This is a genomic window from Asticcacaulis sp. W401b (assembly GCF_046503825.1).
GTDB lineage: Bacteria > Pseudomonadota > Alphaproteobacteria > Caulobacterales > Caulobacteraceae > Asticcacaulis.
Map to the genome: position 1 here is coordinate 19780 of NZ_JBKFEE010000008.1, position 14240 is coordinate 34019.

The window sequence follows — 14240 nt, forward strand, 5'->3', positions numbered from 1 at the left end:
ATTTGGTTTTTTTAATCGGGTAACACACTCAGCGACGGGCGTCCACCGGGCGGCGATCAAAGACCGCGCGCCCACTCCGTATAGACGGTTTCCAGTACCGCCAGCGGCACCGGCCCCGCCGTCAGGCCCCGATCATGGAAGGCCTTGATATCGAACTTCGGCCCCAGTTGCGCCTTCATACGGTCGCGCAGACGCACCCACTGGATCTTGCCCGTCATGTAGCTCAGCGCCTGACCCGGCCACACGCAGTAGCGTTCGATTTCGGTGGTGGCGGACGATTCCTGATCGCCATTGGTAGCGACGAAATAGCGGATGGCCTCTTCGCGCGACCAGCGCTTGGCGTGCATCCCCGTATCGACCACCAGACGGATGGCGCGGAACAGGGCCGATTGCAGATAGCCGATATAGCCCAGCGGATCGGCCTCATACATGCCCATTTCGGCCGCCAGAAGCTCCGAATAGAGCGCCCAGCCCTCCGAAAAAGCCGAGAAGCCGCCGACCTTGCGCAGGCGCGGCAGGCCTTGCGTCTCCATCTGGATGGCGATTTGCAGGTGGTGGCCCGGAATCGCTTCATGATAGGTCAGGGTCGGCAGCGACCACGACGGCCATTCGGCGGTGTCGCGCAGATTGATATAGTAAGCCCCCGGCCGCGAGCCATCGAGCGTCGGGCGCTGATAATAGCCGCCCGGCGCACCGGCTTCGATTTCCTTGGGCACGCGACGCACCACCACCGGCGTCTTGGGCAGGACGCCGAACCAGTCGGGCAGTTTGGCTTCGATGGCGCGAATCTGAACGTTCAGATCGGCCAGCAGCTTTTCCTTGGCGGCGTCCGTATTGTCATAGACGTATTTGGGGTCCTTGGCGATGGCGGCCATGCGCTCGCCCACCGTGCCCTGCGTCAGGCCCAGCGCCTTGAACTTCGCATCGGCTTCGGCCGACAGTTCCCTGACCATATCCAGACCGACCTTATGGATTTCGTCGGGCGTCATCTTCGTGGTGGTGCCCGACGACGACCCCGCCGCAAAGGCGTAATAGGCGTCCCCGTCCTTCAGCTTCCACACACCGGCGTCGTGCGTCGCCTTTGGGCGCACGGCCTTGAGCGCGTCGATCTGGGCGTTAAGCGCCGCAGCGACCGGCCCGTCGATGCGGCGGGCGGCCTCAGTGGCCCAATCCCCGGCAAGGCCCTTGTCCGCGGTCTTGGCGGTCAGAGCCCTGGTCATCGAACTGTCGGCGCCCTTGATGGCCGCCAGCGCCTGCAACTGCGTCAGGGCCTTGTCGATGACGAAATCCGGCGGCACGACGCCCTTGGCCACATCGCCTTTGAAGCGCTCGGTTTCTTGCCCGATCAGGACGGCGAAGGCCTCCAGACGCGCCAGATAGGCCTCGGCATCGGCCTGGCTTTCGATCGTATGCTGATTGGCGAGGAAATCCGGCGTGGACTGATAGGACCCATTCAGTTGCGAAAGGATATAGGGATTGGCGCCGCCCCAGTTGCCGAATTTGAAGCGGTCATAGCCCGACTTGCGGCTCTCATAGCCCCACAGCACCGTATCGTAATTGATGCGATCCAGGCCACTCAGCTTGTCGCGTGGAATGGCTTTCAGCGCCGCGAGGTACTTTTCTGCGCGCGCAATGCCCCGGAGGGCCTCGGCTTCCGAGGCATCGTTGAGTTTGGCCTTGAGGCCCGCGCGCGCGTCCTTGTCGAGGCCCAGTGAGGTGGCCAGAGTCGGCGACTGATCGACATTCTCGTCAAAGATGGCGTCGAACAGAGCATTCAGCGTTTTGGCCGCCGCCGGGTCGCTGGCGGCATGGGCGCCCGTGGCGGCAAAGGTCGCCGCCGCGGCACCGGTCACAAGCAGAGCGCGTCGATTGAGCATGGGGCTTTTCCTCTTGATTACAGCTTCGCGGCCCATTCGGCATAGACGGTTTCCAGCACCGACAGCGGCACCGCCCCCGCGGTCAGGCCGGTATCGTGGAAGGCCTTGATATCGAACTTCGCGCCCAGCTTTGCCTGATACTTGGCCCGCAGCTCCAGCCACTTGATCTTGCCGATCATGTAACCCAGCGCCTGACCCGGCCACACACAGTAGCGTTCGATTTCGGTTTCGTTCGGATCACCCAGATTGGCGTCCATGAAGGCCATGGCCTGCTCGCGGCTCCAGCGCTTATGGTGCATCCCCGTATCGACGACCAGCCGGCAGGCGCGGAACAGGGCGTCGTGCAGATAGCCGATATAGCCATAGGGGTCTTCGGCATACATGCCCATATCCTTGGCCGCCACCTCTTCGGAATAGAGGGCCCAGCCTTCGATATAGGCGTTGAAACCGGAAATCTGCCGCAGCATCGGCAGGTTCTTGTTTTCCTGCTGGATCGAAATCTGCATGTGGTGACCCGGAATGGCCTCGTGATAGGTCAGGGTCGGCAGGGTCCAGCTCGGCACCTCGGCCGTGTCGCGCAGATTGATATAATAGGCCCCCGGACGCGAGCCATCGAGCGAGGCCGGCTGATAATAGCCGCCCGGCGCGCCCAGTTCGGTCGCCGGCGGGATGCGCTTGATCGTCACTTTCGTCTTGGGCAGTACGCCGAAATAGGCCGGCAGCTTGGCTTGCACCACCTCGACCTGTTTATTGAGATCGGCCAGTAGCTTGTCCTTGCCCACATCGGTGTTGGGATAGACAAACTTCGGATCCTTGGCCATGGCCTTCAGGCGCTCGCCCGTCCTGCCCGTGGTCATGCCGAGTTTGGTCATCACCTTTTCCAGCTCGGCATTGATTTCCTTGACCTTATCGAGGCCGATCTGGTGGATGGCGTCCGGCGTTAGGTCGGTCGAGGTGCCGCCGCGCGCGCCATAGATGTAATAGGCCTCGCCCTGCGGAATATGCCACACGCCCGCATCGTGCGTCGCCTTGGGCAGGACGGCTTCTACGGCGGCGATCTGACGGCTGAGGGCCGGGACAACGGCGGTTTCATAAATTTGGGTCGCCTGCGCGCCCCAGTCACCGGCAATGGTCTTTTCCTTCGTGCGGCGGACGATGGATTGCACCAGCACGCTGTCGGCGGCCTTGGTGTCGCGCTGCGTCCTGAGCTGGGTGATGGCCTTTTGCAACGCGAAGTCCGGCGCAATGACGCCCTTGGCCACGTCGGCCTGCATCTTGGCGGTTTCCTCATCGAGCAGTACCGCATAGGCTTTGAGGCGCGACAGATAGGCGTCGGCATCGGCCTTGGTCTCGATCGTGTGCTGGCTGTCGAGGAAGTCCGGGATCGAGATATAGGAGCCCGTCAACTGCGTGATGACGTAGGGCGATGAGCCCGGCGAGCCAAAGGCGAAGGCCTTATAGCCGTTCAGGCTTTGGGTCAGGTCCCACAGGACGGCGTCGTAATTGATGCGGTCCATGCCGGACAACTGATCGCGCGGAATGGCCTTCAGGGCGGAGACCGACTTTTCGAGGAAGGCGGTGTAGCGGGCGCGCTCCTGCGGCGTGGCGGGATCGAGTTTGGCTTTCAGGGCGGCGCGCGCCCCCGTATCGAGGCCCAGAGAGGTGGCCCCCGTGGGCGAATGATCGACCATTTCATTGAAGATGGCGTCAAACGTCGCGTTCAGCTTCGCCGATGCCGTCTGCGCCAGGGCGGTACCGGCCGACAGCCCCATAGCGGCAAGGGCCGAGGCCCCGGACAAAAGCGAACGACGATCAAGCATGGAGGCATCTCCGGAAAAGGTACGGGCGCACAAGGTTGCGCAGGCAACGACCCTAACCCCGCTCAGCACAGGCCGCAACGGGGGGAAGATGAACTCTCTGTAATGTTTGAAAAGGGCCGGAACGGACGTCTGGACGTGGGGGGCCGATCCTGGGACAAGGAAGCGGCAGCACCAAAGGGGGACAACTCTGGCGATGAGCCATGCGTCCGTTCCGGCATTTGCGACGTTTCGCTTCCCCCCGGCAACCCCCAGCTCCCGGAGCCAAACATCGACACTACAGCGAAATGACTTTAGGTGGAAACACCATTTCGCTCTAAACTTTTGTTTTGTCGCGATGTTTTTGCGGAAAACCGCTCACACTTTTCCGCACATCGCTTTGAACAGCAACCTGCCAAACCTTACCCCCTCATTTTAGGGGGCGGTATCACATGTTTTGGGGATATGATGATTGAAAATGCGCATCTGTGCGTGTTTGACAGAACTTTCAGGCGGTAGAGTTCCGGATGCCGCAGGCCTTTGATCCGGCTCCCGAAAAGGATGCGCGCATGGTATAGGGATGTGGTCTGTGAATTTAGCGCGCCGAGCCTGTCATGAGCACCCTACCTACCCCCGCCGATAACCGTCCGGAACACTGGTTCGCCCACTTCCCTTCTCCTGATGTGGCGGGCAACAAGTATGACCGCGGTCACGCCGTCGTGTTGGGTGGCCCGCTTCATTCGACCGGGGCGGCGCGACTGGCGGCGCGGGCGGCGTTGCGCGCCGGCGCCGGGCTGGTCTCCGTGGCCTGCGACCCGTCGGCCCTGATCGTCTATGCGACGGCGTTTGAGGCCGTCATGACCAAACCCGTGCGCGATGTCGCCGAATTCGGCGGGCTTATCGGCGACCCGCGGGTTACCGCCGTATTGCTGGGGCCCGCCGCCGGGCTGAACGAGCGCACGCGCGACTGCGTTCTGGCGGCGCTCAGGTCGCAAAAGCCCTGCGTGCTTGATGCCGACGCCCTGACCGTGTTCAAGGACGACCCGAAGACCCTGTTTGCTGCCATTAGCGGCCCCTGCGTCCTCACCCCGCACGAAGGCGAATTTGCGCGCGTCTTTGGCCGCGCCGAAGAACGGGCGCGCGCCGCCGCCGATGCGGCTGCCGCCTCCGGGGCCGTGGTCTTGCTGAAAGGCGCAGACACCGTAATCGCCCACCCTGACGGCAGGCTGGTGGTCAATCGCCACGCCCCGCCGTGGCTGGCCACCGCCGGCTCAGGTGACGTGCTGGGCGGGCTGATTTGCGGTCTGATGGCCCAGAAGATGAAGGCCTTTGAGGCCGCCTGCGCCGGGGTCTGGCTGCATTCAGAGGCCGCGCGCCGCTTCGGGCCGGGCCTGATCGCCGAGGACCTGAGCGAACAGATCCCGGCGATCTTGCGTGATATTAAGCCCACACAGTAGAGCGGCATGAGTGCTGAGGGAATCATGCCGCTCAAGCCGCCATTGAGGCGGCGGCCAAGGTGGCGGAGCCCGTACCCGGCGAGGGTCTCTTAAATGGCGCAGGTGACGCCCGTACCCTTAAGTCCGCAATAGCCTTCCGGGTTCTTTTCCAGATAACCCTGATGATAGTCCTCGGCGTAGTAGAAGGGCTGATCGCTGTCGGGGCCGAAAATCTCGCTGGTGATCGGGCCAAGCCCTTTGGCCGACAACGCGGCCTCAAACGCATCGCGTGACTTCAGAGCCGCCTCGTACTGCGCCTCGGTGGTGGTGAAGATGGCCGAACGGTACTGCGTGCCGACATCGTTGCCCTGACGCATCCCCTGCGTCGGGTCATGGCGCTCCCAGAAGAGCTTTAAAAGCGCCTCAAAGCTGACCCTGGCCGGATCATAGACGACCAGAACGCCTTCGGTATGGCCCGTCTGACCGGTGCACACCTCGCGATAGGTCGGGTTGGGCGTGTAGCCACCGATATAGCCGGCCGCCGTCGTATAGACACCCGCCTGCTGCCAGAACAGGCGCTCGACGCCCCAGAAACAGCCCATGGCGAACACTACGGTTTCGGTGCCTTCAGGGAATGGGCCTTTCAGCGGCGTCCCCAGTACGGCGTGAGTCGTGTCGGTGGGCAGGGCCTCGGCACGGCCCGGCAGGGCGTCTTCACGGGAAATCAGGCGGGTTTTGCTACCGAACATGCGCGGCTCCTGAGTATGCAGGGGGATTTATCCCCAATATAGACCTATGCCGGACATATAGGGTGTAAAAAAGATAGCGCCAGAGGCCAGTTAGGGGCTTGCGATTTATCGGTGGACGGTTATAACCGCCGCCTTCCCAAGACCTGCGGCATGGCCCGGTCTTGCCAGTGATGGACAGGTGGCCGAGTGGTTGAAGGCGCACGCCTGGAACGCGTGTATAGGGGCAACTCTATCGAGGGTTCGAATCCCTCTCTGTCCGCCACCCTCCCCCGCAAATAATTGAATTTACCGACATTCACGGAATTTCCGACAGCCTGACCCCAGCATTCACCCACTACTTCTGGATCACGGCGCTGATCCCAATGCGCGCGCATCGCTTCGTAAGCAGGTGCATCCGGGCTATCTGCCCGACGACAGAATGCACGAATATCACGACGTAACGCCACTGAGCTGGGGGCAGCGGTTTCATTTTCGCGCGCTGGTCAGCCAACCGGCTATGGAGCTGATTTCAGCGGCTGGCGGAAAAACATAAACCATAAACGGCCACAGTGCGCACTCGAACATCGCCCGGCGACAGGTTTTAATCTACAGCCGCGGGGGGTGTTGCATTAAGCGATACGCTTACGCATAAGCCACACACCCCCACCGCCGAGACCGGCACTTAGGGCCGCTAGTGTCAGCAGACAAAAGCCGCCGATCCCACCGCCATAGGAACGGGGCTCAAAGCGGGGCACCTTGGCGTATTCGGGCTCAGGAAAGGGCGTCTTGTTGAAAATATAGGGGTAGTAGAAGCGGCGCAACGCCGTATGGAAGGTCTTGATCTGATCCTGATAGCTCAGATAACCGCGGATATCCGTATCGCCCAGTCGCTCCATCGCCGCCTGCACACCGACCGACGGCAAGAGATAGCCTACGCCTTCGGCCAGCGCCTGACGCTGCAGGATTCGACCGCGATAGGTGGCGACGTCCGCCGCCACGCTTTCATCGCCGACGTGGTGAAAAGCGAAATACCATTTCCATTCAAAGGTTTTACCCAGCGGGGCCGTGGCCTTCCATTCGGGATGAGAGTGGAAGAAGCGCTGCATCGTCAGGTCTTTGGGCACTTCCCAGGCCCCATGTACTAATTGCCGATGCTTGAGCACGATATCGACGCCCTGCGGCACCGGCACACTGCGGCTGATGGCGATATGGGCAAGGGTCGGCGCGACCAGCACCAGAATGACCCACTGACTCAGCAGCACCAACGCGTTGATGCGCGAGCCGAAGCCGAAGGCCGCCGTCAGCAGGCACAGCGCCGTCCAGAACATCACATAAAGCGCGATCAGGGCGACACCACCCATAACCCCCGCAACCGGCGCCTGAGCGATTACGGCCCCGGCGACAAAAGGCACCGCCACGGCCGCAAAAACCAGAGCGCTGCGCAGGGCCACCCGTCTCAGCCACAAGGCGATGCCAGCCTTTGGGGCGGCGCGCAGCAGGCTGAGACGGCCGCTTTCCGCCTCTCCTGAGACAAGATCATGCAGCAACACCACAAGAAACAGCGGCGTCAGATAGACCAGCACGAAGCTCAGATCGAAGCGACCGGGCAGAGCCAGTTCCGGATTAAAGATATCCCCCTCATACAACTGGGCTTGTAAACCCAACGCGCGTACTCGCAGATTATAGGGCAGGACGTCTCTTTGCCCCAGAGCCGCAAAGGCCAGCCGCGAGGGCGGGTCAAAAGTGTGGTGAAAGCTGTAATAGGCGGCGTAGCCCGCATCCCCCTCCGGACCATAGGCCTTGGCCAGATCGGACATATCATTCTTCTGGAGGGTTTCCAGATGCGTAATGACCGCATTCTGACGCGCGACTTCGTGCAGCCCGCGCGCCACGGCAAAAATAGACAGCACACTGAGCACAATAAGCGCCGCCAGCGTCAGGCGTGAGCGTATCAGCAACAGCCATTCAAACCGGAGGATAGTCATTTCATCAGCCTTTCCAGACGCAGGGCCGACCACTGACCGAGCCCCAGCAGAACCCCGCACCACAGCGCCAGAACACCCAAAGCCGGACTGAGGCGCTCCAGACGCTCAGCCATAGCCAGCGGGCGGAACACGAAGTCGGGATAGTCGGTCCAGTGGTCGTGCGAGATGCGGTTTTCCCGCGCCTTGTTGGTATCGTTGGCATAGGTCAGGGCCGTGGCCTGCAGCTGGTTCAGGTGCTGGACAAGCCCGAAACGGTAGGCTTCACCCTGTTCCAGAAAGGCCTGATAAGCGCTGAGATCTGTGCCCGCTGCCGACATCGAGACGCGCTGCACGGCCAGCACCGGTGCCAGCAGGCCCACACCGTCCATCAGGCGCGTCTGGGCGTGCTGCTGACCAAAGTTGCGGTCAGCATAGGCCTTAAACAAGGCGCTGGTCATGCGCTCGCCTTCCAGCGCCAGCAGGCCCTTGTAATTCACCGGCAGGTCTTCGATCCGCGAAACGCCATAGCTTTTCAGCACCTTTTGCCGGAAGGCATTAAAGTAAGGATCATCGGGATTGTGGCTGTCTCCCATGGCCTTCAGCTCTTTGTGGATGCGGATATCCGTCTCCATCTGAGTCAGCAGCGGGCGCGCATGGGCAATGAGATCAGGCGCTATGCGCGGAACGAAAACGCAGAAAAAGGCCCACAGGGCGATCAGCCCCAGAAGGGCCTCACGACCACGCCGTGCAAAACGCGAGACAAGAACAATCCCCATCGTCCAGATCAGCAGATAGAGGACGTAACCGGTAAGCATCGCCAGGGTCAGCCCCCAGCCCAGCATCGCCTGCGTGGCCAGCCAACCCAGACTAACCAGCGCCGGCAGCAGGATCAGGCCCGCCACGACGGCCAGACACAACGCCTTGCCCCAAAACATCTGAGGGCCGGTAACCCCTTGCGTCAGGCACAGTACCAGCGTGCCGTTTTCGCGCTCGCGCGCAATGACGCCAAAGCCCAGAAAGATCAGCAGCAACGGGGCGAGCACCTGAAGACAGAAGGCGGGCGTCAACTGACCAAAACGCACAAGCGAAGTGTTTTGCCGCGTGTCGGAAAAGTTGGCGCTGTTCTGGCGATGGCCCTCCAGATAGAGCATCTGCCCGGTAAAGGCATCGACGCCAGGATCAAAGGCCGCCATCGGATTGAGCGGTCGGAAGACAAAGTGCCCGTAATGCACCATGCGGTGCGGGTGGCGGTCAGGCTGCGCATCGAAGGTCTGATTGGCCTCCGACTGATAGGTCTGACGCAGCCCCTGCGCATAGCGGAACTGATCCCAGGCATTGAGAATAGCCATCAGACTGAGGAGTAAAAACAGGGCGGCACTGATCACGGCCGTGCGGTTGCGCAACAGGGCCCGCCCTTCGTTGAGAGCGATGGTCAAAACACGGCTCATGCCACCTGCCCCGGCTGCGCGGTCTGATAGGCCTGATAGAGGCGGTTGATATCGAAGCTCCGGTCTTCGCTTTTGTCCGCCACCTGCGTCAGGCGCCCCTCACTCAGGAAACCGATGCGGTCGGCGACCTGCGTGGCCCCCAAAAGATCATGCGTGACCATTAGAATGGCCGTGCCCCGCGCGCGCAAGACATCCAGCAGATCATGGAATTCGCTGATCGCCTTGGGGTCGAGGCCCGACGTTGGCTCGTCCAGCAAAAGGACCGGCACCTCGCGCGCCACCGCCAGCGCAATCGCCGTCTTTTGCCGCATCCCCTTGGAATAGCCCGACAGCCGCTGGCCGCGCGCCGCCACGTCCAGCCCCACCGCTTCCAGCGCGCCCTCAATACGCGACGCTTCGGCGGTGACTCCCGCCAGCGTCAGGAGATAGGCGAGGTTTTCCCGCGCGCTCAGATGCTCATAAAGGGCCACATTCTCAGCCACATAGGCCATGTGCGCCCGCGCGGCGGCTGGGTCGGCGACGACATCCTGCCCGGCAAGGGTCACCTCACCGGCAGACGGCTTGAGAAAGCCCAGCAGCACCCTGAGGGTGGTGGACTTGCCCGCACCATTGCCGCCCAAAAGCGCAAATATCTCGCCCCGGCTGACCTCAAGGCTGAGGTCATTGAGAATGGTCCGCTGGCCATAGCCAGCGGAAACCGCCTTCAGGCGAAGGATTGCGCTTTGATCACCCTGTTGCATTTCGGTCATTGTCAACGGCCTCATATATCAGTATCGACGCTCTTATTATGTTATTACGTAACACTTCAAGGGCAAAAATGATGACCTCCCCAACAAAACGCCTCCGCCTGTCTGGCTCCGCCTCGCTGATCGCGCTGGCGCTGAGTGGCGCAGTGGCCGGCACAGCCTGCGCCGATGCGCCCGCCGCCGCCGAGGAGCCGACAACGGTTGTGGTGGCCGGGTCACGCAAGGCCGCGGCCAGTATCAAGGGCCTCGATATCGAGCCCTTGCGCCTGCCGCAAAATGTCAAGGTGATCGACGAACACCTGATTGAGGACGCCGGGTTTACCAAGCTGGGGGAGCTTTATGATCTGGCGGGCGGCATGTCGCGGCAGAACAGCTTTGGCGGGGCGTGGGATGCCTACGCCATCCGTGGCTTTTCCGGCGACATCAATCAGGGCCCGGACCTTTTGATCAATCGCTTCAGCGCCAATCGCGGCTTCAATGCCCGCCGCGATGTCGCCACCATCGAACGCTTCGAGGTGCTGAAAGGCCCGGCTTCGGCCCTTTCCGGCAAGGGCGAGCCGGGCGGCTCGATCAATATTGTGACCAAGGCCCCGCTGGACCGGGCGCATTTCGGTGCCGACCTCTCAGCGGGCAGCTTCGCCACCTGGCGCGGCGCGGTGGATACAGGCACGCCTGTCGGGTCGCAGGTGACGACGCGCCTGATCGCAGTGGCGGAACGCTCGGACGGGTTCCGGGACTTTACCCCTTCCGACCGCTGGCTGATCGCGCCGTCGATCGCTTATGCGCCGCGCGACACTCTGCGTTTTCTGTATCAGGGCGAATTCAACCGTGTGAACTTTACCCATGACCGCGGCCTCGTGGCCGTCAATGGTGAGCCGCTGGCCCTGCCCGTCACGCGCTTTCTGGGTGAGCCCAATGATGGCCACATCCATCAGACCAGCACCCAGCATCAGTTAACAGCGACCTATGACCTGTCCGACAGCGTCTCTGTCGAAGGCGGGCTGGCCTATCGCGACGGCGCAATGACCGGCGAATCGACGCACAATCGCCTGTTGCAGGCCGACGGGATCCTGCGCCGGCAATTGCGCATCCACGACTACACCTGGGACGATCTGAGCGGTCGTCTGGAACTCAGCGCGCTGACACAGGCTTTCGGGGCTGAGCATCAGATACGGGCGGGGATCGACGGCTTTGCCTACAACCAGTATCGCAAATTCTGGCGCTTCAACCCGACCGCCGCCAACCCCTATGGCATCAATATCTATAATCCGGTCTATGGCCAGACCAAGCCGGTGGCCCCGCTCAATACTGACAATCACGAAGACCTGAGCGGACGCGCCCTCTTCGTGCAGGACCTGATCAGTATTGGCGATCACTGGACCCTGCTTTTGGGCCTGCGCCACGATGACATCGATCAGACCGTGACCAACCGCATGAACAACACCGCGGTAGCGCAGTCGGTGAGTCAGACCTCGCCCCGCGCCGCCCTGACCTATAAGGCGTCAGACAATCTTTCCTTTTACGCCAGCTATGGACGCTCTTTCCGCTACAATCAGGGTGCGGACCGCTTCAACCGTCCCTTTGCACCGGAAAAGGGCGAAGCCTACGAAATCGGCAGTAAGTTCAGCCTCAAAGAGCGCAAGCTGACCGGCACCGTGTCGATGTTCGACATCAGCAAGGACAACATCCTCAGCACTGATCCGACTGACAATGCTTATCAGGTTGCGCTGGGGTCCGCGCGTTCCAAGGGGCTGGAGTTTGAAACCACCTATGCGCTGAACCGTTCGACCTATGTGACGGGTGTCTATACCTATGTGGACGCCAAGGTGACGCGTGACACCACTGCCGCTCTGGTGGGCGGGCCCCTGAGCAATATCCCCGAACACAGCGGCGCGCTGTTCATCAGCTACGCCCCGGAACAGCACGCGGCCGGGTCTGTGAGCTGGTCCGGCGGGCTGGTGTTCGTCGGTGAACGTGCCGGCGATCCCAATAACAGCGGCTTCCGCCTGCCGTCCTATGTCACAGCACGCGCCAGCGTCGGCTGGCAGGTCAGCGAGACGGTCGAACTGCGTCTTGAAGGTGACAACCTGTTCGACAAGGCTTACATCGAAAATAGCTACGACGCTGTGTGGCTGACGCCCGGAGCCCCGCGCGCTTTGACGCTGCGCCTGCGCTACAGCCTTTAAGGCAAAAGACGGCCCGGTTCGTCATGCCGGGCCGTTTTCATAGCCGCTGTATGGCCGGCTTGCCGTTTTCCACGACAAAGCTGGCCAAGGTCGAAAGGGTGGCCTGGGGGTCGCGGCGGTCCGAAATGACCTGAAACCGCGCCTCCAGCGCCTCCGGTCGCACGGTCAGGGAGACATAGCCCCGGCGGCGGCTTTCGAAATATTTCACATGCGGATTTTCGGGCCGCATGTCCGCAAACACCTCATAGGGCGGGCCGTCATAAGTAATCGATGTCCCGACGAATTCCGCTGCGACGGATCGCGAGGCCGGATCGCGCGGATCCGTCTTCAGTTCAGTCGCCCAGTAGGAATGGATATCCCCGCCCAGCAGCACCGGATTGGACAGTCGCGTCGCCTGCATGGCCGCAATCATTCGGTCGCGCGTCGCCGGATAGCCGTCCCAGCCATCGGTCCAGTGCCCCACAATGGCCCGCCCCTCAGCGTCCTTGCCTTTCTGACGCAAAGACGCCGCCAGAAGGTCCTGCCCCAGCAGGTTCCAGCGCGCCTGCGACTGTTTGAAGCGGTCAAACAACCACTGCTCCTGCCTGAAGCCCAGCATGGTCCGTTTGGGGTCCAGCCGCTCAGGGCAGTCATCGCCGACCACCCGCCCCCGACGGCTCGTCGGTGTCGGACAGGCCGGGGCCGAACGGTACTGGCGACCATCCAGCATATTGATTTCCGCCAGACGGCCGAAACGATACCCCTTATAAAGCCTCAGATTTTGCCCTTTCAGGCGGGATTCGCGGCGCAGCGGCATGTGTTCATAATAGGCCTGATACGCCGCCAGCCGCCGCTTCAGGAAACCGGGGTCTTCGGCCACGTCCTGCGGCAACAGACCGCCATAGTCGTTTTCGACCTCATGATCGTCCCACGTCATCAGGCACGAGGTCGTGGCGTGCAGCGTCTGAAGGTCCGCATCCGTTCGATAAAGCGCGTAGCGATTGCGATAACCGGCCAGATCAGTGGCGTCCGCCGTCTGATCGTGATTGCGCACCTTGCGTTTGGGGTCGCTGAAGCTGAACTCGTAGATATAGTCGCCAAGGAACAGCACATAGTCCGGATTTTCCGCCGCCATATGGCGGTAGGCGCTGAAATAGCCGACTTCGTAGTGCGAACACGAGGCCATGGCGAGCCTGAGTTCGCGCACCTGCGCATCGGCGTGCGGCAGGGTGCGCCCCCGGCCCATCGGGCTTTGCGCCCCCAGCGCTTCAAAGCGATACCAGTAGGGCCGGTCGGGTTGCAGATCACGTAAGGTGACGTGCACCGTATGGGCCGAACGCGGGTGGGTCATCACCTCACCTCGCTGCACGACGCGACGGCCCTCGGCATCGTCATAGACGAACCAGCGCACCGCCACCGGTGCGCTCAGTCCACCCAATCCGTCGGCCGCCAGCGGATCGGGCGCCAGACGCGTCCAGATGACAAAGCCGTCGTCCCACGGATCACCTGAGGCGACCCCAAGTGTAAAGGGTGGTGCCGCCTGCGACCATGCCGGAGGCACGAGCACAGCGCTTGCAGCCGCCGCTATCCAGGCGCGACGGGTCATTTCGGTAGTCATCATGTGGCGAACCTCAGGAAGAAACGGTTTAGTGTCGGTGCGGCAAGCGGGCATTGGAGAGGTGCATGGTCGCTAACAGCGCTGCCCCAGTGACGCTCAATGCCGTTTCCCAGGCTTCGGCCGGCGCATAAAATGCCGCCACGCTGAGCAGCCCCAACCCCGTAAGGGCCATTGCGCTCAGCCCTGCCCGTCGCCAGCCACCGGAGCGGATCAGGGCAAACAGGCTCACCGGAGCGGCCACCCCCACCAGCACCTGATGGACGAGCGGGTTTTCACTGAACACCCCCAGAAACGGCAGGGCCGCAAGCACCAGCGGCATCAGGAGGCAATGCGCCACACACAAGCCCGACAGCCCCATAGCCAATGCATCAAGGGTTCGGCTTTTGGAAACTTTACGCGCGGCCGACATGAGGCCTCCTTTTCAGTTGCGGTCCGATTGCGTTATATTATAACATATCAAAA

At 62.0% G+C, this 14240-nt stretch carries 10 protein-coding genes and 1 tRNA gene; 3 read left to right on the top strand and 8 right to left on the bottom strand.

All coding sequences use genetic code 11. The features are described from left to right. Nucleotides 1-56: 56 nt before the first annotated feature. Both ACK8OE_RS15250 and ACK8OE_RS15255 read right to left on the bottom strand, forming a co-directional pair. A complete protein-coding gene (locus tag ACK8OE_RS15250) occupies nt 57-1877 on the bottom strand; it encodes a DUF885 domain-containing protein (RefSeq protein ID WP_410273239.1) in 1821 nt (606 codons plus the stop codon). A 17-nt stretch (nt 1878-1894) separates the two neighbouring features. Further along, a complete protein-coding gene (locus ACK8OE_RS15255; protein ID WP_410273240.1) occupies nt 1895-3697 on the bottom strand; it encodes a DUF885 domain-containing protein in 1803 nt (600 codons plus the stop codon). 590 nt (nt 3698-4287) lie between these two features. On the opposite strand from ACK8OE_RS15255, the gene ACK8OE_RS15260 reads away from it, so the two are divergent. Beyond that, nucleotides 4288-5130 carry an NAD(P)H-hydrate dehydratase gene (locus ACK8OE_RS15260; RefSeq protein WP_410273241.1) on the top strand — a complete coding sequence of 281 codons (843 nt, stop codon included), beginning with the start codon at nt 4288-4290 and terminating at the stop codon, nt 5128-5130. A gap of 89 nt (nt 5131-5219) precedes the next feature. Here the strand turns inward: ACK8OE_RS15260 and msrA are convergent, their stop codons facing one another. Further along, complete coding sequence (gene msrA, locus ACK8OE_RS15265) at nt 5220-5858, bottom strand: peptide-methionine (S)-S-oxide reductase MsrA (protein WP_410273242.1); 639 nt, start codon at nt 5856-5858, stop codon at nt 5220-5222. A gap of 172 nt (nt 5859-6030) precedes the next feature. Between msrA and ACK8OE_RS15270 the strand changes: the two genes are divergently transcribed. Then, nucleotides 6031-6120 (top strand) — tRNA-Ser (locus ACK8OE_RS15270). Between the two features lie 346 nt (nt 6121-6466). Here ACK8OE_RS15270 and ACK8OE_RS15275 read toward each other — a convergent pair. Genes ACK8OE_RS15275 through ACK8OE_RS15285 form a run of 3 tightly spaced genes read right to left on the bottom strand, consistent with a single transcriptional unit; the run spans nt 6467 to nt 9998 of the window. Next, nucleotides 6467-7822: a DUF3526 domain-containing protein gene (locus tag ACK8OE_RS15275; protein WP_410273243.1), complete on the bottom strand. Its 1356-nt coding sequence runs from the start codon at nt 7820-7822 to the stop codon at nt 6467-6469. Continuing rightward, a complete protein-coding gene (locus ACK8OE_RS15280) occupies nt 7819-9249 on the bottom strand; it encodes an ABC transporter permease (protein ID WP_410273244.1) in 1431 nt (476 codons plus the stop codon). Before ACK8OE_RS15280 ends, ACK8OE_RS15275 begins: the two co-directional genes overlap by 4 nt. Then, nucleotides 9246-9998 carry an ABC transporter ATP-binding protein gene (locus ACK8OE_RS15285; RefSeq protein WP_410273245.1) on the bottom strand — a complete coding sequence of 251 codons (753 nt, stop codon included), beginning with the start codon at nt 9996-9998 and terminating at the stop codon, nt 9246-9248. The genes ACK8OE_RS15280 and ACK8OE_RS15285 overlap by 4 nt, the downstream gene beginning before the upstream one ends. Nucleotides 9999-10069: 71 nt before the next feature. Here ACK8OE_RS15285 and ACK8OE_RS15290 point away from each other — a divergent pair, with 71 nt between their 5' ends. After that, the gene (locus ACK8OE_RS15290; RefSeq protein ID WP_410273246.1) at nt 10070-12181 is read left to right on the top strand and encodes a TonB-dependent siderophore receptor; all 2112 of its coding nucleotides are present in this window, start codon (nt 10070-10072) and stop codon (nt 12179-12181) included. A gap of 37 nt (nt 12182-12218) precedes the next feature. Here the strand turns inward: ACK8OE_RS15290 and ACK8OE_RS15295 are convergent, their stop codons facing one another. Together ACK8OE_RS15295 and ACK8OE_RS15300 are read right to left on the bottom strand one after the other, a co-directional pair. Beyond that, a complete protein-coding gene (locus ACK8OE_RS15295; protein ID WP_410273247.1) occupies nt 12219-13781 on the bottom strand; it encodes an alkaline phosphatase D family protein in 1563 nt (520 codons plus the stop codon). A gap of 25 nt (nt 13782-13806) precedes the next feature. Beyond that, on the bottom strand, nt 13807-14187 hold the full coding sequence (locus tag ACK8OE_RS15300) for a MerC domain-containing protein (RefSeq protein ID WP_410273248.1): 381 nt from the start codon (nt 14185-14187) through the stop codon (nt 13807-13809). Between the last annotated feature and the right edge of the window lie 53 nt (nt 14188-14240).

Coding starts and splice junctions, on each gene's coding strand:
- ACK8OE_RS15250 (WP_410273239.1), bottom strand. CDS start 1,877: ATGCTCAATCGACGCGCTCTGCTTGTGACCGGTGCCGCGGCGGCGACC.
- ACK8OE_RS15255 (WP_410273240.1), bottom strand. CDS start 3,697: ATGCTTGATCGTCGTTCGCTTTTGTCCGGGGCCTCGGCCCTTGCCGCT.
- ACK8OE_RS15260 (WP_410273241.1), top strand. CDS start 4,288: ATGAGCACCCTACCTACCCCCGCCGATAACCGTCCGGAACACTGGTTC.
- msrA (WP_410273242.1), bottom strand. CDS start 5,858: ATGTTCGGTAGCAAAACCCGCCTGATTTCCCGTGAAGACGCCCTGCCG.
- ACK8OE_RS15275 (WP_410273243.1), bottom strand. CDS start 7,822: ATGACTATCCTCCGGTTTGAATGGCTGTTGCTGATACGCTCACGCCTG.
- ACK8OE_RS15280 (WP_410273244.1), bottom strand. CDS start 9,249: ATGAGCCGTGTTTTGACCATCGCTCTCAACGAAGGGCGGGCCCTGTTG.
- ACK8OE_RS15285 (WP_410273245.1), bottom strand. CDS start 9,998: ATGACCGAAATGCAACAGGGTGATCAAAGCGCAATCCTTCGCCTGAAG.
- ACK8OE_RS15290 (WP_410273246.1), top strand. CDS start 10,070: ATGACCTCCCCAACAAAACGCCTCCGCCTGTCTGGCTCCGCCTCGCTG.
- ACK8OE_RS15295 (WP_410273247.1), bottom strand. CDS start 13,781: ATGATGACTACCGAAATGACCCGTCGCGCCTGGATAGCGGCGGCTGCA.
- ACK8OE_RS15300 (WP_410273248.1), bottom strand. CDS start 14,187: ATGTCGGCCGCGCGTAAAGTTTCCAAAAGCCGAACCCTTGATGCATTG.